The following is a 22,664-nucleotide window of genomic DNA, read 5'->3' as shown; positions in this document are numbered from 1 at the left end:
GGATGACTCCTTTTTCCGGGCGCGGCTCAGCCCGCCCGGCGTAATGTGTCTGGCGTCGCATACTGTTGCAGCAACGCCTTCAGTTCCGGTACGCAGGATCCGCAGTTAGTCCCGCATTGTAGCTGTTCACCCAGTTGCGCCACGCTGTGGCACCCCTGACGGATAGCGTCGATAATGCGCTGCTCGCCAACCGCGAAACAGCTGCAAATGGTTGCGCCTTGCGGTGCTTCCCCCTGTGGAGCACACCCTGCCAGCAACGCCAGTCGATCCGACGACTGCTGTGGCGGCGCGGCAAATGCCGCCAACACCGCTTCACGCGCCAGTTGCGGTCGCTGCGCCCCCACATAAAGCGCCACAGCGACCTGTGTGCCTCGCCAGCCAATGGCATGAAACAGCCGGTCGTCCCCCTGAGCCTGCTGAAATTCAACGTCGCTCAGGTCATATTGCCGGGTCAGCCAGTCGAGCCAGTGTTCCGGTGTGCGCTCGTCGGCGATCACGTAATGCGACACCCCGTTCGCAGTCATCCGGCTCCAGTAGCCGCAGTCCGGTACTGTGACGTCGCTGCGGACAAACAGCTCGCCGAACCAGACGGCGGGCCAGCGTTGGATGCGCACCCGTGCCTGTTTGCTTTCTGGCTGACCGGAGTAAGGGTCGGTCACCGCCGCCACCAGACTATCGACACGCGCCTGTGCGCTGAATTGCCGGTTCCAGTGCATGGGGACAAAAATGCTGCCGGGCTGCTGACCACGCTGAACCTGCGCCCGCGCCAACATCCAGCCGGACCCGGCGCTGATGCGAACCAGTTCGCCATCGTGTACACCGGCGTTAAGCGCATCCTGCGGGTGCAGATCGCAGTAAGGCTCCGGCAGATGTTGCATCAGGCGCGCCGCCTTGCCGGTACGGGTCATGGTGTGCCACTGGTCGCGTATCCGCCCGGTGTTGAGCACCAGTGGATACGCCGGGGACGGTGGGTTGACCGGCAATTGCGGGGTGATTGCCAGCAACCGCGCCTTACCGTCCGGATGCCAGCAACGGCCATCGGTATATAAACGTACGGTACCCCCATCGGCCTGCGTGGTCACCGGCCACTGCACCGGAGCAAGTTGTTGCCATTGCTCATCGCTGAGCGTCGCCAGCGCGCTGATGTTGAAGGCACGCTGCCCCTGATTCTCAAATCCAGATAACGCGGCATGTTCACGGAAAATTTGCGCCGGGTGGCGGTAATCGAACGCCTCGCCAAACCCCATACGCGTGGCGACCTGCGATAAAATCCACCAGTCTGCCTTCGCCTCGCCCGGTGCTGGCAAAAACGCACGTTGACGGGAAATACGCCGTTCGGAATTGGTTACCGTGCCGTCTTTTTCTCCCCACGCCAATGCCGGCAGCAGGATATCGGCGCATTCGGTGGTATCGGTATGGCGCATCACATCAGAGACAATCACCAGCGGGCAGCGCAACAACGCCTGCCGCACCCGATCCGCCTCCGGCATTGACACCACCGGGTTGGTGCCCATGATCCATACCGCCTTCACCTGCCCGGCTTCGATGGCACGAAACAGATCCACCGCCATCAGCCCCGGTGTCGAGGCCACCCGATCACTGCCCCAGAAGCGACCGACCCGCGCCACCTCTTGCGGGCTGAACCCCATGTGTGCCGCCAGTTGATTAGCCAGCCCGCCAACTTCCCGGCCCCCCATGGCATTCGGTTGACCGGTAATCGAAAACGGGCCGCACCCAACCCGGCCGATACGGCCGCTGAACAGATGCACGTTGATAATCGCGTTGCATTTATCGCTGCCGGAAGCAGACTGGTTAATGCCCTGCGAGTAGAGCGTCACCACCTTGTCGGTCTCGCTGAACCACTGGTAGAAGCAGGCCACCTCCTCGTGCGGTAACCGGCAGAATTCCGCCACCCGCTCTACCGTCCACGTTTGCGCCGCCGCCAGCGCCGCTTCCACACCGCTAAGCGCGTCAGGTGGCGGCGCGGGCTGCTGCGCCAGCCAGTGCAGCAATCCGTTGAACAACCCGGCATCACTGCCGGGTGCCAGCGGCAGGTGTAAGTCCGCCGCATCGCAGGTAGCGGTATGGCGGGGGTCCACCACCACGACTTTCATGTGCGGACGCTGTTGTTTGGCCTGCATCAGCCGTTGATATACCACCGGGTGCGCCCAGGCGGTATTGGAACCGACCAGCACCACCAGATCCGCCTGTTCGATATCCTCGTAGTTACCCGGCACCGCATCGGCCCCCAACGCCCGTTTGTAACCGATAACCGCTGAGGCCATGCACAGCCGGGAATTGGTATCCATATTGGCGCCACCGATAAAGCCTTTCATCAGCTTGTTGGCGACGTAATAATCTTCGGTCAGTAATTGCCCCGAACCGTAAAACGCCACCGCCTGCGGGCCGTGCTGCGCAATGATATCGCCGAGCGATTGCGCGACCCGGTCCAGCACCTGTTCCCAACTGACGCGCTGCCCGTCCACCAACGGCCATAACAACCGTCCCTGTAGACTCAGTGTGTCGCCGAGTGCCGACCCTTTGACGCACAACCGTCCCTGATTGGCCGGGTGCTGGCTGTCGCCTTCTATGGTCACCCTCCCGTCCGGTTGCGCCGTAGCAATCACGCCGCAACCCACACCGCAATAAGGACAGGTGGTGCGACAGCCGGTCATAACGCCTCCGCCATGTCGGTCGATACCACCGTCATCGGCTCGTCAGCCACCCAGATACGCTCCTGAACGACACGTACCGGCCAGACGCGTACCCGCAGTTGGCTATCATCCGGGCTGACACCGTCACACAAGCGCAAACGTTTCTTGTACAACGGCGAAATCACCACCGGTTCACCGTCCACATCACCAACAATGCCGCGCGACAGCACGTTAGCACCGCTGCCCGGCTCCAGGTTATCGAGCGCGAACACGCGTGCCGCCTGCCCCGGTTGCGACGCCGGGAGATGGAACAACGCCACCTGCCGATGTCCGACTCGGGCTGCCATCCCTGCATTCGCCGGGATATCGCTGAGGAAACCGACACACTGCCAACCATCGGCTCCGAGGGTCTCGGATACGGTGATCGGTTTTTTCTCTTCCGGGCGCGCCGGGCGAATCTGACCACGTTCGGGGACCATCACCACCGCCTCATCCGGGGTGTCGCTGTTGAGGAAGGCGCGGAACAATGCCCGGTTTTCGTCATGCGCCAGTGTGGTTTGCCACTCGCACTGGTAGCTGTCGACAACATGGCGCATCTCGCTTTCCAGCTCATCGGCAATCCCCAGGCTGTCGTCGATCACCACCTGACGCAGGTAATCAACGCCGCCTTCCAGATTATCCAGCCACACGCTGGTACGCTGGAGCCGGTCTGCGGTACGGATGTAAAACATCAGCAGGCGGTCGATAAACCGGAACAGCGTCTCGGTATCCAGATCGCTGGCGAACAAGTCGGCATGACGTGGTTTCATACCGCCATTACCGCACACGTACAGGTTCCAGCCCTTGTCGGTGGCAATCACACCGATGTCTTTACCCTGCGCTTCGGCGCACTCACGGGTACAACCGGAGACCGCCATCTTGAGCTTGTGCGGCGAGCGCAGGCCTTTGTAACGATGCTCCAGCGCAATCGCCAGCCCGGTGGAATCCTGTACGCCATAGCGACACCAGGTTGACCCCACGCAGGATTTCACCGTACGCAGCGACTTGCCGTAGGCATGACCGGTTTCAAAGCCAGCGTCGATCAATTCCTGCCAGATAGCAGGCAGTTGTTCCAGCCGCGCACCGAACAAATCAACCCGCTGACCACCGGTAATTTTGGTGTACAGGTGGTAGCGTTCTGCGACCTGACCGATGGCGATCAACCCTTTAGGGGTGATCTCCCCACCGGGGATACGCGGCACCACCGAGTAGGTACCGTCTTTTTGGATGTTGGCCAGAAAACGGTCATTGGTATCCTGCAACGGTACGTGTTCGGGTTTCAGTACGTAGTCGTTCCAGCACGATGCCAGCATCGACCCCACCAGCGGTTTACAAATTTCACACCCGAGCCCGTGACCGTGACGGGCGATCAACTCGCCAAAACTGCGGATACGGTTGACGCGGATCAGGTGGTACAGTTCCTGGCGCGAATAGGCGAAGTGTTCGCAGATGTCTTTTTTCACCTCAATGCCTGACTGCTGCAACCGGTATTCCATCACCTGCTTGAGTAACGGCACACAACCGCCACACCCCGTCCCGGCCTTGGTGCAGGCTTTCAGTGACGCCAGATCGGTACAACCGTTGTCTACCGCCGCAAAAATATCTGCTTTGCTGACGTTGTGGCAGGAGCAAATCTGCGCGCTGTCCGGCAAGGCCGCTACCCCCAGTCCTTTCGGGGCGGCTCCGTCCAGTGCGGGCAGGATCAGGCTTTCCGGGTGATCGGGTAACGTCATGTCGTTGAGTTTCATTTGCAGCAGTGTGCTGTAATCACTGCTGTCACCGACCAGCACCGCCCCCAGCAGTCGCTTGCCGTCTGCCGAGACAATGATTTTTTTGTAGACCTGATTCGGCTCGTCGTTCCACTGATAACTCTGGCTGCCTTCGGTGTTGCCGTGCGCATCACCGATTGACGCGACATCCACCCCCAGCAACTTGAGCTTGGTACTCATGTCAGCACCAGTGAAAGCCTGTTGCTGCTGTTCCTGCTGCGCCGACTTTGCCAATTGGGCCGCGACGGTGCGCGCCATCTGGTAGCCTGGTGCCACCAGTCCGAAAATCTGCCCTTGCCATACCGCACACTCACCGATGGCAAAGATAGCGTCATCCGACGTCTGGCAATGATCGTCAATCACGATACCGCCACGCGTGCCAATCTCCAGCCCGGCTTCACTCGCCAGACGAACGCGTGGGCGAATACCGGCGGAAAACAGGATCAGGTCGGTTTCCAGCGATGTGCCATCGGCAAAATTCATCCGGTGACGCGCCTGCTCGCCTGCCGTAATGTCGAGCGTTTCTTTGCTGGTGTGCACCTGCAGGCCCAACGCTTCAATTTTGCGCCGGAGCAGCTGAGCGCCGCCCTCATCCAGTTGCACCGCCATCAGCCGGGGCGCGAACTCCACCACATGGGTCTCCAGCCCCAGTTGGCGCAGTGCGTTCGCCGCTTCCAGCCCCAGCAGGCCGCCCCCCACGACGACACCACTGCGTGATTCGCGTGCATAGTCGGCAATCGCATCCAGATTATCCAACGTGCGATAGACCAGACAGCCGGGGCGATCGTTGCCTTTGATTGGCGGTACAAACGCATAGGAGCCGGTTGCCAGCACCAGACGATCGTAAGGCGTTTCCTGACCATTCGCGTCACGCACACAGCGGCGCTGACGATCGATGGCCATCACCTGACAGCCGGTACGCAGTTCAATACCGGTCTGCTCGAAAAAGCCTTCACTGACCATCGACAGCGATTCGGCGCTGCGCCCGGCGAAATACTCAGACAAATGTACCCGGTCATAGGCCGGGTAGCGTTCTTCACCGAACACCACCACGTGATACTGCTGGTGCAGGCCGCGCTCCACCAGTTGCTCCAGAAAGTGGTGACCGACCATGCCGTGTCCCACTACCACCAATACGGGTTTACTCATAACAGAAATCCTTACGGCTTCAGGCCGTATGTCTATTTCAGGAAAAGAAAGACCAAATAAAAGCGATGACGGTGCCGATGGCAGCCTGGTCTCCATGGCCGCCAGCAGTTGCGGGCTGTCGTTGACATGACCGAACAGCAGCGCACCGCACAACCGATCGTCGCGGAATATCAGACGGCGGTAGTGACCGCCGAGCGGGTCTGACAGTGAGTGGGTCTTATCGCCCATCTGCGGATGCAGTTCACCCGCGCTCACAACGTCAATCCCGGTTACCTTCAGGCGCGTGGCCAGCGGCGTCGGTACATAATCCGCTACCGGCTGCCCGGCCAGTCTGGCCGCCAGCACATCCGCCTGCGCCAGACAGGGGGCCACCAGCCCCACCGTCTCCCCATTGATTTCTGCGCATTCACCGAACGCGCTGATAGCCTCGTCGCAGGTACGCAACTGACCATCCACCAGAATGCCGCGCCCGCATGGCAGGCCGCTGTCGCGAGCCAGCTCACATACCGGCTCGACACCGGTCGCCACCACCACCAGACCGGCAGGAAGGCGTGTGCCGTCCGCCAGCACCACCGCCTCGACCTGCCCGCTCCCTTGCAGCGACTGGATCTGCACACCGGTCAGGCAACGGATGCCACGCTCTCGCAACCGGATAGCCAGTAAATCGCTGGCGACATCGTCAAGCTGGCGCTCCATCAGCCGGGTGTGGCGATGCACTAACGTCACCTCGGCACCGTGCAGGCGCAATGCGGCGGCGGCCTCAATCCCCAATACCCCGCCGCCAATCACCACCACCGGTGCCTTTTGCCGTACCGCCGCCCACATCCGCTCGACATCGTCCAGCGTGCGAAACCCGGTGACCCCCGACAGGCTGATACCCGGCAATGGCGGCATAAACGGGCGGGCCCCTGTTGCCAGCACCAGGTGGTCATAGGCCAGACGGCGGCGGTCGGTGACCACCTCCCGCGCGGCCCTGTCGATACGCAAGGCTGACTCACCGGTCAGGACGGTGACATCCATCGACTCAGGCAGCGGCTCCAGTTGTGTTTCCTCAAACGTTTTCTCGCCCCCCAGCACCGACGAGAGCAGCACGCGGTTATAACTGGCACGCGGCTCACGGTCGATGAGGGTGATGCGGTAGCGTTGCGCTGCAAGCTGCCCCAATTTTTTTACCAGCCGGGCGCTGGACAGGCCGTTACCGATGACAACCAGATGCGCGCTCATCGATCCCTCCCGTCAGGCCGCGTGCGGCTGCTTCTCGTAGAGGAAATGCAGTACCTGCTGGCGGTACTGGTGATAACGCGGGTCGTCCGCCAGCGCGACGCGGGAACGCGGACGCTCCAGCGCCACCGTCATGATTTCTCCCACGGTGGCGGCCGGGCCATTAGTCATCATCAGCACCCGATCGGACAGCAGCACCGCTTCATCCACGTCATGGGTGATCAGCACGATGGTGGTATTCAGTTGCTGCTGAATATCCATCACCGCATCCTGCAAATGAGCACGGGTCAGCGCATCCAGCGCGCCGAAGGGCTCATCCATCAGCAGCACTTTGGGTTTCATCGCCAGCGCACGGGCGATGCCCACCCGCTGCTTCATCCCACCGGAAATTTCATGTGGCCGCTTGTTCAGGGCATGCCCCATGTGCACCAGTTCCAGGTTGTGGACAATCCACTCGTGCATTTCCGCTTTGGTCATCTGACCGCGAAACACCTGTTTCACCGCCAGCGCCACGTTGTCGTAAGTGGTGAGCCACGGCAGCAGCGAATGGTTCTGGAATACCACCGCCCGCTCCGGCCCCGGTCCGTCGATTTCACAGTTGTCACACAACAGGCCACCGTGCGTCGGCAGCGTCAGCCCGGCAATCAGGTTAAGCAGTGTTGATTTACCGCAGCCGGAATGCCCAATCAGACTCAGGGTTTCCCCGGCATGAATATCAAAGCTCACGTTATCGAGCGCCACGAACGAACCGCTGGCGGTGGAGAAACGCTGGCTAACCTGCTGAATACGAATAATCGGTTGATGGCGCATCGGTTTCTCCTTAACGGGTTTCATAGCTAAAACGTTTGGCCAGCAACATCAGCCCTTGCTCAAGTAACAACCCGACCACGCCAATCACCAAAATAGCGGTGATGATGTTGGGCACGTTGAGGTTGTTCCACTCGTTCCAGATCCAAAAACCGATGCCGATACCGCCAGTCAGCATTTCCGCCGCCACGATCACCAGCCAGGCGATACCGATGGACAAACGAACCCCGGTCAGCACACTCGGCAGTACCGCCGGTAGCAAAATAGTGCGCATGATGGCGAACTCGGACAGCTTCAACACCCGCGCCACATTCAGGTAATCCTGCGGGATTTGGCGTACGCCTTCCGCGGTGTTGAGGATCATCGGCCAGATGGAGCAGATGAAAATCGTCCAACTGGATGCCGGTTCGGCACGCTGGAACAACAGCAAGCCGATGGGTAGCCACGCCAGTGGGCTGACCGGACGCAACAGCGAAATAATCGGGTTGAACATCGCGGCAATAAACCGAAAACGGCCAATCAGGAAACCGGCGGGAATGCCCACCAGTGCCGCCAGACCGAACCCGATGCCGACGCGCTTGAGCGATGCCAGCACATTCCAGCCAATACCCTGATCGTTAGGGCCCGCCACATAAAAAGGGTCGGCAAAAATGCTTTGCGCCGCCTGCCAGGTCTGCCACGGCGTCGGGAACCCTTTGCTACTCAGTGCCGCCATCTGCCATACCGCCAGCAGCAACAACATACCGAGCCCTCCCGGCAGCAAGCGGGACAACCCGTTACTCAGACGCTGCCGCCAGACAGGGCAAGGCGTCGCTACCACCGGTTGTGCTGGTGGTACTACAGTGGCGGCATCAGGCAGCGTGATAACCACCGCATCGGCGGCGCTCGGGTTTTCCGGTTCAGCGTCAGGGACGATCGAAAGAATCTGGGCTTGCGTTTTCATGGTCGCTCTCCGTTACTTTTTCACGCTGACGTTCACGCTGAAGCTGTTGGCATAACCGGCCGGATCGCTGCCGTCCCACCGCTTACCATCAATCAATACGCTGCTGCGCATCTCACTGGACGGCAGCGGTACATTGCCGACCATGCTGGCCGCCTGCTTGTAGATATCGATGCGGTTGACCTGACGGGCCAGCGCCTGATAATCCGGCTCCTTTGTCAGCAGGCCCCAGCGCTTGTGCTGGGTGAGAAACCACATGCCGTCCGACAGATACGGGAAGTTCACTTCGCCGTCGTGGTAGAAGCGCATCGCGTGCGCATCCTGCCAGCGTTTACCGGCCCCGTTGTCGTATTGCCCCAGCATGCGCCCGACAATCGTCTCCTCCTGGGTATTGACGTAGGCTCGCCCGGCGATCACGCGGGCAGTTTCACGTCGGTTATCATCCGAGCTGTCTATCCAGCGCGACGCGTCCAGTACCGCCGCCGTTAAGGCACGCGCGGTGTTAGGGTTAGCGTTTACCCAGGCGGCACGGGTACCGAGCACTTTCTCCGGATGGTCCGGCCAAATCTCCTGCGACGTCACGGCGGTAAAGCCAAGGCCATCGGTAATCGCGCGTTGGTTCCAGGGCTCACCGACACAAAAACCGCTCATGTTGCCAATCTTCATGTTCACCACCATCTGCGGTGGCGGTACCACCACGGTGCGCACGTCATCAAACGGGTTGATGCCAGCGGCCCCCAACCAGTAATAAAGCCACATGGCATGGGTGCCAGTGGGAAACGTCTGGGCGAAGGTATACGTCCCCGCTGGGCTGGCTGAGATGAATGTCTTCAGGCTGGAGGCATCCGTCACCCCTGCCTGACGCAAGGCGTTAGATAAGGTGATCGCCTGGCCGTTATTGTTGATAGTCATCAGCGCCGCCATATCGTGCTGCGGCCCTGACGCACCGGCTTGCAAGCCGTACAACAACCCATACAGCACATGGGCAGCATCCAGTTCGCCCGATACCAGCTTGTCACGTACCGCGGCCCAGCTCGCTTCCTTACTCGGCACAATGGTAATGCCGTATTTCTTGTCAAACCCTTTGACCGACGCCATCACCACCGAGGCGCAATCCGTCAATGGAATAAAGCCGACACGCACCTCGTTCTTCTCTGGGGCGTCGGAACCGGCCGCCCAGGCGCTGTTCATTATTCCCGGCATTCCCGGCAGTAACATGGCACCGCCCAGTGCGGCACTCCCGACCAAAAACTGGCGACGGGAAAACGCCTGTGTTTGGTTACTGGTTTTCTTATCGGTTGTGGAATCACTCATTAACGACACCTCGGCAACCCGTCCTTCGACGGCAAAAACAAAAAGGCGCCCATAAGCCATGCGAAAATCGCACGCTTATGGGCGCCTTTGCCCAGCGCTTTTCCATACCGCCATTAGCACGGAAAAGTCGCAGTGAATTGTTACCGGAGATGAAGCAAGGTGTGTGCCAATCTGTCGGATATCCCGATAACCTGACGGCACATTGCGTTATCCCTCTATGCCACGCCGGATAGCCGACGAGTCACGATGACACTATTCTGCTCGCCAGAGGCACAGCAAATATTGAGCTGGATCAATTCAGCAGGGATATACGAGAGATTGAAAAACCGTTATCAGACTCAGTAAACACGGGGGCTACGCGATAAATATTGCACGGGCTGCACCGTTATCTGGCACGTTGCGCACATTTTATGTGCACTCCCCCCTGTTTCACCGCGTATCGCGCTGCAACCATCAGGGCGTATCCTGAAAAACATCCGCCACCGCCAGCATGGCGTTAGCAATCTCGATGAGCTTTTTGTTCTGGTTCATCGCCATGCGGCGCAGGGTTTTGTAAGCCTCTTCCTCGCTCAATCCACGATGTTGCATCAGCAACCCTTTGGCCCGGTCGATTTGACGGCGCTCATCCAGCGTTGCCCGCATCGTCGCCAGTTCATGGTCCAGCGCCTGCAAGCGCCGCGCCTGCTGCTGTACCAGTGACAACAGCGAACGCCCCAATTGCGGCCGCACACCGTCGCTATCAAGCCAGCCGCCTTGCCCGGCACTGCTCTGCTCCATCTCTGAGCGAGCGATAAACACCGAATAACTGTGGTCATCACCTTGCTGCTGCGCCATCAGGCTGGCGACATCCGCCTGCTGGTCGAGGCACGCTTGCTCCGCAGCGGCAATACGCTCACGGCACAGATGCATCAGCGTCTGCGACAAACGGTCCTCAATCTGTTTCATGGCATCAATACGTGCCGTTGCCAGGGCAAACCATTGCAAACCGCCTTCCGGCGGTAAGTTCTCCGGCGCACGGGTACAGGCGACGCGGCGTAAGCGCTCAAACTCCCGGTCGGTCACCAACGATTGCCAGCGCTCCCGGTTGGCATCATCGGCAAACGTGGCGAAGGTATCAAAGCACCGCTCCTGACGGTCGATTAAATCCATCAACGTTTGCTGAACGTTGACCGGAAACTCACCAGCGGCAAACGCCGCCGCGCCCACCGCCCGCTCCTGCCCAGCCAGTTCCTTACCTTGCATAAAGCTAAACATCGCCACCAACGCGCGGGCGATAACCGGCTCTGCCGCGGTATCCGACACTTCAAATACCAACGTCAGCAGGTGACGAATACTGTCGTTAAATAGCGTCATCACCGCTGACTGTGCAAGCGCACGCTGGCGCATGTGCTCGCGCATCGACGGCAATAATCCCAGGGTATACACCACGCTGGCAGCACGGCTGAACAGTCGAGTAGCCTGCGGCAACAGGCTGGCACGCTGCGCCAGATCGTCAAGTTGCGCCATAAACTGAGATTCGGCCTGCTGCACATCCTGCTCGCGTTGCGACAACTCATCGGCACATAACCGCCCGTCCGAGCACAGGAACAGGTTAGCGGTTCCACGCTCACGCTGTAGCATATGCACCAGTTGACTGATGCGCCCCACCAGTTCGCCGCTTTGCAGCAAACCGCGCAGGCTGTTCAGCTCACACTGGCGCGATGCCATCAGAAAACGAATTGTCGTTGAAGGGTCCGCTATCATTCTCTCTTCTCTCCACACGGCAGTGATACATCCTGCGCTGTCATACAACGTCCTGTTATACAACCATTCTGTTATAAAACTGCCCTGTCATAAACTATCGCGTCATAAAACCATGCAATGGTATCGCCATGCAAACCCTACGCCATGCTGCTGTTACGACGCAGGTCTATTACGGTCAGTACGGTCAGTACGGTCAGTTCTCAGAGGGTATAGACAACGAAAAGCGATTTCCTGGACTATTGGTGAGCGTGGCGTTGTGAATGTAACGTGGTAAATGTGGCGTGGTGAATGTGACTTACTATTTTCTCTCACCCCACCACGACAGCGATGTGTAAAAGGCAGAGCCGGTCAATCATACCGGCTCTGTCAGAACGTATTATTTTCCCCCGCCGCCCAACACATTATACAGCGTGATCAGATTATCCAGCCGCGACTGCTCCAGGCTGAATAACGACTGACGGGCACTGTACAACGTGCGCTGGGCATCCAGCACGTTAAGGTAGGTATCTATCCCAGCCTGGTAGCGGTTGCTGGCCAATTGATAGCTACGTTCGGCTGCTGCCACGTAATCTCGCTGTGCCGCCTGTTGCTCATCAATTGTCCCTTTACGCGCCAGCGCATCGGCCACTTCGCGAAATGCGGTCTGCACCGTTTTCTCGTAGCTGGCAACATAGCCTTGCTTTTCTGCTTCGGCATAGCGTAACGCCGACAGATTGGCACCACCGTCAAAGATAGGCAGGCTGACGGACGGTGCCAGCGACCACACGTGGGCACCGCCACTGAACAATGATGACAGCGCCTCGCTACTCAAACCGTTGCTGGCAGTCAGCGTAATGCTGGGGAAAAACGCCGCACGCGCCGCGCCGATATTGGCATTGGCCGATTTCAGCGTATGTTCCGCGGCCTGTACATCAGGACGGCGCAACAACACGGCAGACGAAATACCGGCGGCGACCGGTTTCACCGCCTGCGACAACGATGCCACATCGCCCGGCAGTAGCGCCTCCGGCACGGGCCGTCCGGCTAACAAATCGAGCGCATTTTTATCCTGCGCTTCGGTGGTTAGCGCGCTGGCGACATCGGCACGAGCCTGTTGATAGACAGTTTCCGCTTGTGCCACATCCACCGCCGATGCCACACCATTACGCAATCGGCTGCGGGTTACCGCCAACGATTGTCCGGCACTCTCCATCGTCTGGCGCGCCAGCGCCAGATTGCTGCGGGCCGTTGCCAGCGCCACCCAGGCTGTCGCCGTATCGGCAATCAGCGTCAGGCGGGTACTGGTGGCAGTGGCGGCACTGGACAAATACGCTTCCCGCGCCGCACCCGTTAGGCTGCGGTTTTTCCCAAACAGATCGAGCGTAAACGCGCTGGTAGATAAGCTGGCACCATAACTGCTGCTTAGCACGGTGCTGTCACTGCCGCTGATGAGTGACCGGCTGCGATCACCGTCTATACCGGCGTTAATCGTCGGCAACAATGTTGCCCGTTGTTCACCAAGCTGCGCCCGTGCCGCCTCCACATCGGCAATCGCTTTACGCAAATCCCGGTTATCCGATAACGCCATCTCCACGACCTGACGCAATTTGTCATCCACCATCACCTCTCGCCAGGGAATATCCTCTGCGGGTGGGTGAGCCTGCGCTGTCGCCGGATAAGATGCGCCTTGCGGCCAGGCGGCAGGCACCGGTGCGGATGGCCGTTGATAGTGCGGATCCAGTGAGCAACCGGATAACAGCAGGGTGCCGCCCAATACCATCATGATAACGCGCATCAGTTTTCTCCCTGTGTAGAGGTAGACTCTACCATTGACGATGCTGCTGGCGTGCGGCGACCGGGGAAAGCCCGTCTGACCATCACAAAGAACATCGGTACCAGAAAAATCGCCAGTACGGTGGCCGTCAGCGTACCGCCGACAATACCGCTACCAATAGAGATGCGGCTGTTGGCACCGGCACCGGTCGCTATCGCTAATGGGAACACCCCGGCGATAAACGCCAGCGACGTCATCAGTACCGGCCGCAGACGGGTGCTGGCCCCTTCCAGTGCCGCTTCATACAGGGTGGCTCCTCGCTGATAAGCGGCTTCGGCGAATTCCACAATCAAAATGGCGTTTTTGGCCGACAACCCGATAGTGGTGAGTAGCGCCACCTGGAAATACACATCGTTTTCCAGCCCACGCACCGTCGCCGCCAGCACCGCACCGACCACCCCAAGCGGGATAACCAGCATCACCGAGAAAGGAATACTCCAGCTTTCATACAGCGCCGCCAGACACAAAAACACCACCAGAATCGACATGACATAAAGCGACATTGCCTGCCCGCTGGCCAGCCGCTCCTGATAAGAGAGTTCACTCCAGGCAAAGGTTGTACCGGCGGGCAGCGCACGCGCCAGCGCTTCCATTTCATCCATCGCCTTACCGGAGCTGACACCGGGCGCGCCAGTACCCTGAATCTCGTAAGAGGCCAGGCCGTTATAACGCGACAGGCTTTCCGGGCCGTAACTCCAGCGAGTAGACGCAAACGAGGAAAATGGCGTCATCACCGTGTTGCCACTGCTGTCGGTTCCGCGGACAAACCACTTATCGAGATCCGATGGCTGACCGCGAGACTCAGCATCACCCTGAATGTAAACCTTTTTTACCCGACCGCGATCGATGAAGTCATTCACATAAGTACCACCCCAGGCACTGCTCAGCGTGCTGGTGACATCACTGATCGACAGCCCCAGCACACGAATTCTGGCGTAATCGAGGTCTACCTGTAGTTGCGGCATCTGCTCCAGATCGTTAGGACGTACCGCCGCCAGCCGTGGGTCTTTCGCTGCCGCAACCAACAGTTGATTACGTAACGCCAGCAAGCGGCTGCGATCCGTATTGCCGGTCGCCTGCAACTCAAAGGTAAAACCATCGGACTGCCCCAGCCCCTGTACCGCCGGAGGTGACATGGTGAAGACCTGCGCGTCGCGAATAACGGACAGCGACTGCATGGCGCGTTGGGCAATCGCGACGGAACTGTTCGCCTGACCGGGGCGTTGGCTCCAGTTCTTGAGTGCCACAAACGCCATCCCGGCATTCTGCCCACTGCCGCTGAAGTTGAAGCCGGAAATCACGAAAATAGCCTCAACATTGTTTTTCTCTTCATTGAGAAAATAGTGCTCAATGCTCTCCCCAACTTTGCTGGTACGGGCTTCGGTGGCACCTGCCGGTAGCGTGAACATCACCATCACGTCGCCCTGATCTTCATTGGGCAGAAAGCCGCCCGGCAGCCGCACGAACAGTACGCCCATGACCACAATCACGACGCCGTACAGCGCCAGATAACGCCACGGGCCGGTTATCACATGCGTCACCCGTCCGGTATAGCGCTGCTGTACATTTTCATAGCCCCGGTTGAAACGGGCGAAAAAGCCGTTACCGTTCGACGGCGCATGCACCACCGGTTTGAGCAACGCGGCACAGAGTGCCGGGGTCAGTGTCAGTGCCACAACCACCGACAGTAACATCGAGGAGACAATGGTGATGGAGAATTGCCGGTAGATAACCCCGGTCGAGCCCCCAAAGAACGCCATCGGCAGGAACACCGCGCTCAGTACCAGCGCCACCCCCACCAGCGCGCTGGAAATCTCACGCATCGACTGTTCCGTCGCCGCCACCGGCGACAAGCCCTTATCGCGCATTAGCCGCTCGACGTTCTCCACCACCACGATGGCATCATCCACCAGCAGACCTATCGCCAGCACCATACCGAACAGCGTCAGGGTATTGATGGAATACCCGAATACCGCCAGTACGCCAAAGGTCCCCAGCAACACCACCGGCACCGCCACCGCCGGGATCAGCGTGGCACGCAGGTTCTGCAGGAACAGAAACATCACCAACACCACCAGCAGGATGGCTTCAAACAAGGTATGCACCACTTCTTCTACCGATACCTTGATAAAGTCGGTGCTGTCTTTCGGGTAAGACACCGCATAGCCTCGCGGCATCTGCGCAGTGAATTCCGCCACTTTGGCTTTCACCCGTTCCGCCGTTGCCAGCGCGTTGGCACCGGATGACAGCATCACGGCGATACCGGCAGCCGGGTGACCATTCAACCGCGTAGTGGTGGTGTAATCCTCATTACCCAGCTCAACCCGCGCCACATCGCCAAGATGAACCAGCGCACCGCTGGATTCACTTTTCACGATGATGTCGCGAAACTGTTCCGGGGTTTTCAACCGTGATTGCGCCGTGACCGTAGCGGTCAGTTGCTGATCGCGGTTGGCGGGCTGCGCGCCGATTTTCCCGGCGGAAACCTGGGTATTCTGCGCTTCAATCGCGGAGGAAATATCCGATGGAATCAGGCTGTACGCCGCCAGCTTGGCCGGGTCCATCCAGATCCGCATCGCATACTGGGAACCAAACACTTGTATGCTGCCCACCCCTTCCACCCGGGAGAGCGGATCCTGTAGGTTGCTGACCATATAGTCCGCGATATCCGCAGCCGTGCTTTTATCTGTTGTGTCGTACAGCGCCATAATCAACAGGAAATCCTGCTGGGATTTGGTCACCGTGATACCTTGTTGCTGCACTTCCGTCGGCAGACGCGTGGTGGCTTGCTGTACTTTATTTTGTACCTGAACCTGTGCGGTATCCGGGTTGGTACCCTGTGCAAAGGTGGCGGTGATGCGGACATCACCACTCGAATCGCTGGATGAAGAAAAATAGAGTAGCCCGTCAAGCCCAGTGAGCTGCTGTTCAATCACCTGGGTTACACTGTTTTCCAGCACATCAGCGGAAGCGCCAGGGTAACTGGCTTTGATAGCGATAGAAGGCGGAGCCACATCCGGGTATTGCGCAACCGGCAGCGACTCTATCGACAACGCCCCCGCCAGCATAATCACGATAGCGAGTACCCAGGCAAACACGGGTCGATGAATAAAGAAACGGGAGAACATGATTAGCGGGCCTCCGTCGTGCCTGACACCGTCGACGCTGGCTGGCTCGTCGCCTCAACGGCGGTGACCTTATCGCCTTCACGCACCTTGTCGGTCCCCTCAGTCACCAAACGATCTCCATCCGCTAACCCCCGGATGATCAACCAACGGTTACCGAGCGCCTCGCCGGTTTCCACTTCACGCCGCTCCACCACCTGCTGATTATTGACCACCAGCGCGTAGGCATTGCCTTTGGTATCCCGCAGGATGCCTTGCTGGGGTGCCAGAATGGCATCGGGTAGGTTGTCTGTCTCCACCGCCGCACGCACAAACATGCCGGGCAACAGCATATGACCCGCGTTGGGGAACTCGGCGCGCAGCGTTACCGAGCCAGTAGACTGGTCAACCGCCACTTCTGCCAGTTTCAGCTTGCCGGTCTGGCCGTAAGGCTGGCCGTTTTCCAGCGTTAGCGTCACCGCCGCCTGTTGCTGCTTCTGATGTGCCAGCATCGCCAGCCGCTGGCTACTTGACTGGGTAAGGTCGACATAGATCGGATCCAACTGGCGAATGGTCGCCAGCGCGGTGCTCTGACTGGCGGTGACCAGCGCTCCCGGCGTTACCGATGAAATGCCGATACGGCCGGATATCGGTGCGGTAATCCGTGTGTACGCCAGGTTGATTTGCGCGGTTTTCAGCGCGGCGGCTTTCTCCGCCACGCTGGCGACGTCCTGTTCATACGTGGCCTGGGCATCATCCGCGTCCTGCTGCGCTACCCCCTCGTCTTTCAACAAGCGGGCATAACGTTCGGCTTTCAGTTTGGCCGAGCGCACTGTGGACTGGGCGTTTTTCAACGCCGCTGCTGCCTGATCGACCGCCGCCTGATAACTGGCTGGGTCTATCTGATACAGCACTTGCCCGACTTTAACTTCGCTCCCTTCGGTAAACAACCGTTGCTGGATAATGCCATCGACCTGTGGGCGAACCTCAGACACCATCGCCGCCGTCACGCGGCCGGTCAGTTCGCTGTGCAACGTCACGGGGGCACCATGCAACGTCTGTACGGTCACCGATACCGGTTGTATCGCCTCTGATGAAGCGGTGTTGCGCTCACAACCGGTCAGCAGCACGGTGAGCATACCGGCTGTTACAATAAAGCTCTTACCTCTCATCAGTCCCTGTCCTAATATTGAGAATGAACGTTCATTCTCAATATAAAAAATTTGACGTCAGACTTCTTATAAAATTTGCAAGGATAACGTTAACAAGGTTGTCCAGGCATTGGAGCAAGGTTATGTCATCACCCCATCATGAAGAGAAAACCCAAGCCCGGCGTGACCAGATAGTCGCTGCTGCCCGCCTGTGCTTCCGTCGCTCAGGCTTCCACGGGGCCAGCATGGCGGAGATAGCCGGACAGGCACAGCTCAGCGTCGGGCAGATTTACCGTTACTTCGTCAATAAAGACGACATCATCGAAGAGATCGTGCGCCGCATCGTTGATATTCGGCTCCAGCGCATGACACCTGAAAACGGCGAACCCCAGCGTTTTATCCCGCTGCTAGCCCGCCGCCAGTTGCCAGCCGACCTCGGCGGCGATGACGATGGCGATGACAATGACAACCTGCTGATGCTGGAAGTAGCCTCTGAAGCGACCCGTAACCCACGCGTAGCCGACATCATGCGGGATGCCGAGCAGAAAATGTTCACCCACACCAGTACCTTGATAAAAAAACGTTTTCCACATTTCCCGGATGAGGACATCGCCGCACGAACCGAACTGATCGCCGTATTGTGCGAAGGCACGACATTTCGCAGCTTAATTCCGCAACACGCCCCGGTTGCGGTACTGGAGCAGTTGTATCAGACCCTGATTGATTCGTTATTCCCAGAGAAAACACCATGACTGAAAAATCATCCCGTTCGCAGCTTGAGTACGCCCTGATTCTGGGGTCACTGGCCGCTCTCGGCCCGCTGTGTATCGACCTCTATCTGCCCGCGCTGCCGCAGATGGCTACTGCGTTTGCCACCTCGACATCCGCCATCCAACTCAGCCTGACCGCTGGTTTACTCGGGCTGGGTGCCGGTCAGTTGATCTTCGGGCCGTTGAGCGACAAGCTGGGCAGACGCCTGCCGCTGCTGCTTTCGCTGGTCATGCTGCTACTGACCTCCATTTGGTGCGCGCTGGCACAGGATATGGGTCAGTTGCTCGTCGCCCGCTTGTTGCAAGGCATCGCCGGTGCGGGTGGTGCGGTATTATCCAGGGCTATCGCACGGGATCTGTACATCGGCCATGCATTAACGCGTTTTTTCTCACTGCTGATGTTGATCAACGGTCTGGCACCCATCCTCTCGCCGGTGTTCGGCGGACTGCTACTGGGCGTCACCAGTTGGCGCGGTATTTTTGCATTGCTGGCAGTGATTGCCTGCTTGCTGCTGACGATGAGTGCGCTGCGGCTCAATGAGACGCTGCCAGCTGAACGGCGTATCACCGGCGGTGTCGGGTCGATGCTGTCATCATTGGGTAGCCTGCTGCGGGAGCGGACGTTCATGGGCCTGTGTCTGGCTCAGGGACTGTGCGGTGCCGGGATGTTCGCCTACATCGGTGCCTCGCCATTTGTGCTGCAAGAGGTATACGGCTTGAGCCCGCAGGCGTTCAGCTTGTGCTTTGCCGTCAACGGTATCGGGCTTATCGCCGCCGGGCAACTCGCCGCCCACTTTAGTCTGCGTTTTGGCGAACAACGCGTCCTGCGCGTCGGGCTGGCTATCGCGGTGATTGCCGCACTGACACTGACGGTGGCGGGTTTGTTACATGCGCCTCTCATCGCCATTCTCATCCCGTTATTTTTTGCCATCGCCATGATAGGCATTGTCAGCCCCTGTGCATCATCACTGGCGATGCAGAGTCAAGGCGACAAGGCAGGCAGCGCTTCGGCGCTGATTGGTCTGAACATGTTTGTCTTTGGTGCGCTGAGCGTGCCGTTTACCGGGCTGGGCGGGAGCACCAGCGCGTTATCAATGGCACTGGTGATTTTGGGGTGCTACCTGCTGGCGGTTACCGCCTATCTGTTGTTATCGCTCAAGTATGTTCCAACGCGCGATAAGCCACGGAAAGGCTGAACCGACACACGGCGATAAAATGATAAGAAGCCGGGTTCACCCGTCGGTTTTCCCGGCGTCTTATCAATATGCCATCGCTAATCAATGTCAGCGTTAATGAATGTCGGTGCTAATAGCGGCGGCACGAGCTTCTGAGGGCCAACGCCGCCTTGTCGGGTGATGCCGATTACGCGTTGCTGTCCGGGAACAGGAACGGGTTGATACTGCTACGGGAAAAGCCTTCCTCTTCCATTTTCACATCCAGTACCAGCGAGGCTAAATCGTCCGCCACCGCTTCCACCCGATGATCTTTTTCCTGATACAGCAGCTTCAGGTATGTGCCACAGTCATCACAGCTTTCCACTTTGATGGCCGCGTTCTCATCATCGAGCGACCAGTAGTGCAGTTTGCCTGCCTGCTCGCAATTGCTGCATTTGACACGCACCATGTGCCACTCGGTTTCACACAGGTTACAGTGTAAATAGCGCAGGCCGCTGGTGGTGCCAATCTGTACCACCCCGGAGACCGGCATGCTGCCGCATACCGGGCAGAATTGACGATGTTCACCCTGCTCAGCCTGCGCCCGGCCTGGTAACTGCGTGGCCATCTGTGCCCAGTACAGCGACAATGCCGCCCAGACAAACGGGGCTTTATCGTTGTTTTCCGCCGTGAACTGCTGGCTGAGCAGTGCATCCGCCAGCGAATCCCACTGCTGGGCTGACATTTTTTCCAGGTTTTCCAGTGTGGCAAGCACCTGGCCGCTGGCCGCTGGCTTGAGTTCTTCGATCAGCGCCTGCAACAACCTATGCCAGTGCGGAGCGCGGGTCAGCGTGGCGATATCCAGCGGCGGGCGCACAGCACCATTGTCACCTAAATCACCGCGGTGTGAGCTACCCTGTAACAACCCGGTGAGATCTACCTCAAGCGGGTGGTCATGACGCACTTTTTCCTGCGCCTCTACCACACCCGCGGCAAACAGCAGGTAATCCGCCAGCGGATGGTCCTGCGCCAGTTGATGCAAGCGCTCGGCACGGCCACGGTACAGGCTCTTTAGGTTGGCGAACAGTAAAGGAGGAATGACGCCGATGGTTGAGGCTTTCTCACTGTCTGCCAGTTGCTCCTGCGGCACAATACGAATACTCATCAGGTGATGCTTCCTGTTTATCTATGTTGAAGAGACGCGGCGCTCGCGGCGAAGGCCCCGTTCTGATGCCCTCATGTTAGCAGGTTATTCCCCACAATCAGCAGGATTTTCCGCCGCATACCTCGCAGTGGAAACATCAACGAAACAAGATAGACACAACGGGTCATCAACCGCACAATGGAGGCGACTGCACCTGCTGAGCGTATCCAGTCTGCTTTCGTTCATGTGGTATTGAGATAAGCATGATATCGAAGCGGCACTGCCGATACGTATCGCGATAATTCTGTCTACATGCTGGAAACGACATCCATGACTGCCGTTGCTTCTCACACGCCCCCATCGGGCACCACTCGGGTTTACCGCAAAATTGCCTGGCGGCTGATTCCTTTTCTGTGTCTGTGCTATCTCGCTGCCTACCTTGACCGCATCAATATCGGGCTGGCGAAACTCCAGATGGCAAACCAGCTGGCGCTCAGCGACGTCGCCTTCGGTCTGGGTGCCGGGTTATTCTTCGTCGGCTATATTTTGTTTGAGGTGCCCAGCAATCTGATTTTGCAACGTGTCGGCGCACGACTATGGATTGCGCGCATCATGATAAGCTGGGGGCTGCTATCCGCCGGAACCCTGTTTGTCACCACACCAGGCCAGTTCTATGTCCTGCGTTTTCTACTGGGTGCCGCCGAAGCCGGTTTTCTCCCCGGCGTGCTGTTTTACCTGACTCGCTGGTTCCCCTCCTGGCGACGCGGTCGCATTATTTCCCTGTTCATGATTGGCCTGCCGCTCTCCAGTGTGGTGGGTGCGCCGCTGTCTGGCTTTATCATGTCGCATTTTGATTCCGCTTACGGGCTACACGGCTGGCAGTGGATGTTCCTGCTGGAAGGGCTGCCAAGTGTACTACTGGGTGTGCTGACCTTCTGGCTCCTGCCGGAAAACATTGAGCAGGCGCACTGGTTGAATGAAGCAGAAAGAATGCAGGTACGTGCCGATCTGGCCATTGACACCCGTGAAGCGCCATACCTGAAGCACCGCTTTCGCGACGGTTTTCTGAACCTGAAGGTCTGGATGCTGGGTGGTATCGACTTTTCGATTTTGCTGTGTGCTTATGCGATGGGGTTTTGGCTACCGACCTTCATTAAACAGGCTGGTGTGGCTGACATCGGACAAATTGGTGTACTGACCGCCCTCCCCAGTATCGCAGCGTTGGCAGGTATGGTGCTGTTAGGTGCCAGTTCCGACCGCTTACGCGAACGGCGCTGGCACATCATCGTGCCATTTTGGTTCGGTGCGGCGGCCATGGCGGCCAGTACCCTCTTCACCCACAATATCGTGATGACGGTGTTGCTGTTCTCGGTGGCGCAGGCCGCTATCATTGGCACCGTGCCGGTGTTCTTCAGCCTGCCAGCGACCTTTCTCAGCGGGACCGCCGCGGCCACCGGCTTTGCACTGGCCTGTTCGCTGGCTAACATCGCCGGTCTGGTGAGTAACTCCATCATGGGTTTTGCGATGGAGTTAACCGGTAGCGGTAGTGGCGCGCTGTGGTTCTTTGCTTTCTGCCTGCTACTCAGTTCGCTGTTGGTAGTGGCGCTACCGGCAAAACTGGTCAATAGGTGAGTTAGGCTGTAGGCAAACAGCCATGTTGCTTTGTGAACGAGTAAGTTTGTCTGATCAGGGAAGCGTTTCGTGCGAGATAAACGGTGTCGTTTCTTTGTTACCTCATCGCACGCACGACAAGGAGAGGCTCAACGCCGCCTCTCCTTGACCTCGGGCTAGATAGCTAAACTGTGCCGCTGGCGCGGTCCCTTCGGCGTTCGCCTTCGCTGTTCGGACCGCCTGTGACGTGCTCCCAGCACGGCACAGGCTTTCGCGGTATC

13 protein-coding genes are annotated in these 22,664 nt (G+C 58.7%); 3 read left to right on the top strand and 10 right to left on the bottom strand.

Annotated features, from left to right (window positions below):
• Positions 1-26: 26 nt before the first annotated feature.
• From FGI04_RS05015 to FGI04_RS04975, 9 genes are all read right to left on the bottom strand, one after another.
• Complete coding sequence (locus FGI04_RS05015; RefSeq protein ID WP_407339960.1) at positions 27-2,675, bottom strand: nitrate reductase; 2,649 nt, start codon at positions 2,673-2,675, stop codon at positions 27-29.
• Positions 2,672-6,835 (bottom strand): nitrite reductase large subunit NirB, encoded by a 4,164-nt coding sequence (nirB, locus tag FGI04_RS05010; protein ID WP_407336379.1) that lies wholly within the window; start codon positions 6,833-6,835, stop codon positions 2,672-2,674. Before nirB ends, FGI04_RS05015 begins: the two co-directional genes overlap by 4 nt.
• Positions 6,836-6,847: 12 nt before the next feature.
• The gene (locus tag FGI04_RS05005) at positions 6,848-7,642 is read right to left on the bottom strand and encodes an ABC transporter ATP-binding protein (RefSeq protein WP_407339962.1); all 795 of its coding nucleotides are present in this window, start codon (positions 7,640-7,642) and stop codon (positions 6,848-6,850) included.
• A 10-nt stretch (positions 7,643-7,652) separates the two neighbouring features.
• Positions 7,653-8,582, bottom strand: coding sequence for a nitrate ABC transporter permease (gene ntrB, locus FGI04_RS05000; RefSeq protein ID WP_407336378.1), 930 nt, complete (start codon positions 8,580-8,582; stop codon positions 7,653-7,655).
• Between the two features lie 12 nt (positions 8,583-8,594).
• The gene (locus FGI04_RS04995; RefSeq protein WP_407336377.1) at positions 8,595-9,893 is read right to left on the bottom strand and encodes an ABC transporter substrate-binding protein; all 1,299 of its coding nucleotides are present in this window, start codon (positions 9,891-9,893) and stop codon (positions 8,595-8,597) included.
• Between the two features lie 453 nt (positions 9,894-10,346).
• Positions 10,347-11,636: a nitrate regulatory protein gene (locus FGI04_RS04990; protein ID WP_407336376.1), complete on the bottom strand. Its 1,290-nt coding sequence runs from the start codon at positions 11,634-11,636 to the stop codon at positions 10,347-10,349.
• 376 nt (positions 11,637-12,012) lie between these two features.
• Positions 12,013-13,410, bottom strand: coding sequence for an efflux transporter outer membrane subunit (locus tag FGI04_RS04985; RefSeq protein ID WP_407336375.1), 1,398 nt, complete (start codon positions 13,408-13,410; stop codon positions 12,013-12,015).
• Entirely contained in the window at positions 13,410-16,577 is a 3,168-nt protein-coding gene (locus FGI04_RS04980; protein ID WP_407336374.1) for an efflux RND transporter permease subunit, read from the bottom strand. The genes FGI04_RS04985 and FGI04_RS04980 overlap by 1 nt, the downstream gene beginning before the upstream one ends.
• Before the next feature lie 2 nt (positions 16,578-16,579).
• Positions 16,580-17,725, bottom strand: a complete 1,146-nt coding sequence (locus FGI04_RS04975) for an efflux RND transporter periplasmic adaptor subunit (protein ID WP_407336373.1) — start codon at positions 17,723-17,725, stop codon at positions 16,580-16,582.
• Between the two features lie 122 nt (positions 17,726-17,847).
• Between FGI04_RS04975 and FGI04_RS04970 the strand changes: the two genes are divergently transcribed.
• Together FGI04_RS04970 and FGI04_RS04965 are read left to right on the top strand one after the other, a co-directional pair.
• Positions 17,848-18,456: a TetR/AcrR family transcriptional regulator gene (locus FGI04_RS04970; protein ID WP_342701273.1), complete on the top strand. Its 609-nt coding sequence runs from the start codon at positions 17,848-17,850 to the stop codon at positions 18,454-18,456.
• Complete coding sequence (locus FGI04_RS04965; RefSeq protein ID WP_407336371.1) at positions 18,453-19,670, top strand: multidrug effflux MFS transporter; 1,218 nt, start codon at positions 18,453-18,455, stop codon at positions 19,668-19,670. The genes FGI04_RS04970 and FGI04_RS04965 overlap by 4 nt, the downstream gene beginning before the upstream one ends.
• A gap of 166 nt (positions 19,671-19,836) precedes the next feature.
• Here FGI04_RS04965 and fdhE read toward each other — a convergent pair whose 3' ends face one another.
• Positions 19,837-20,793: a formate dehydrogenase accessory protein FdhE gene (gene fdhE / locus FGI04_RS04960; RefSeq protein WP_407336370.1), complete on the bottom strand. Its 957-nt coding sequence runs from the start codon at positions 20,791-20,793 to the stop codon at positions 19,837-19,839.
• A gap of 309 nt (positions 20,794-21,102) precedes the next feature.
• On the opposite strand from fdhE, the gene FGI04_RS04955 reads away from it, so the two are divergent.
• A complete protein-coding gene (locus FGI04_RS04955; protein ID WP_342701276.1) occupies positions 21,103-22,404 on the top strand; it encodes an MFS transporter in 1,302 nt (433 codons plus the stop codon).
• The last annotated feature ends 260 nt before the right edge of the window (positions 22,405-22,664 follow it).

Source organism: Dickeya ananatis (assembly GCF_019464615.1).
In the GTDB taxonomy this organism is placed as follows: domain Bacteria; phylum Pseudomonadota; class Gammaproteobacteria; order Enterobacterales; family Enterobacteriaceae; genus Dickeya; species Dickeya oryzae.
The sequence above is the reverse complement of the archived record's forward strand: the minus strand, read 5'-3'. Positions and strand labels throughout refer to the sequence as shown.